Annotated in this window: 3 protein-coding genes; all 3 read left to right on the top strand. The window is 70.5% G+C overall.

The annotated features are described in order from the left end of the window. The gene (locus tag G7A99_RS21720; protein WP_240466375.1) at positions 1-126 is read left to right on the top strand and encodes an acyl-CoA dehydrogenase family protein; all 126 of its coding nucleotides are present in this window, start codon (positions 1-3) and stop codon (positions 124-126) included. Then, the gene (locus tag G7A99_RS21715; RefSeq protein WP_018718792.1) at positions 123-551 is read left to right on the top strand and encodes a thioesterase family protein; all 429 of its coding nucleotides are present in this window, start codon (positions 123-125) and stop codon (positions 549-551) included. Before G7A99_RS21720 ends, G7A99_RS21715 begins: the two co-directional genes overlap by 4 nt. A 19-nt stretch (positions 552-570) precedes the next feature. Next, positions 571-893, top strand: a 323-nt coding sequence (locus tag G7A99_RS21710) for a RidA family protein (RefSeq protein ID WP_163144018.1), incomplete at its 3' end; no start/stop codon positions are given.

Genomic DNA, 893 nt, shown 5'->3' with positions numbered 1-893 from the left:
GTGGAGCGGCTCTACCGCGACATCCGCGCGCTGCGGATCTACGAGGGTGCCTCGGAGATCCAGCAGCAGGTGATCGCCCGCCAGGTGCTCTCGGCCTTCCGCGACGGCGGGGGTAACGGGGCATGAGCACGCCGGTCCACCGCGCCACCCGCCAGGTGCGTTTCCAGCACTGCGACCCGGCGGGCATCGTGTTCTACCCCCGCTACTTCGAGCTCCTGGAGGAGATCGTGACCACCTGGCTCGCCTCGCTCACCGACGCCGGCAGCGAGGCCGCCCTGCTCGCTGCCCGCGGCGAAGCACCGAGGATCGAGCGGCTGGAGTGCCGGTTCTCCCGTCCGAGCCTGCTCGGCGAGCACATCGACTACACGCTCGAGGTGCGGGACGTCGACGCCGCCCGCGTGACCCTCGACTACCGCATCCAGCACGGCACGGAGGAGCGGGTCGCCGGCACGATCGTGCTGCGCTGGTACCGCTTCGCGCCCCGGCCCGAGGCCGCGGCGCTGCCGCCGACCCTGCGCACGCGGCTGGGCCCGCCGGCGCAACGAACCTGATCCAAGGAGAGTAACCGCTATGCAGACCGTCAATCCGGAAGGCTGGAAGCGCCCCAAGGGCTACTCCAACGGCACCACCGCCCGGGGCCGCATGGTCTTCACCGGCGGCCTGGTCGGCTGGGACGAGACCGAGAGCTTTCCCAGCAGCGACTTCATCGACCAGGTCCGCCAGGTGCTGAAGAACACCGTCGCCGTGCTCGGCGCCGCCGACGCCGGCCCGGAGCACGTCGTGCGCATGACCTGGTACATCACCGACAAGCACGAGTACCTGGCGCGGCTCAAGGAGATGGGTGAGGCCTACCGCGAGGTCATGGGCCGCACCTTCCCCGCCATGGCCATGGT

It is taken from the genome of Arhodomonas sp. KWT, assembly GCF_010993615.1.
The sequence above is the reverse complement of the archived record's forward strand: the minus strand, read 5'-3'. Positions and strand labels throughout refer to the sequence as shown.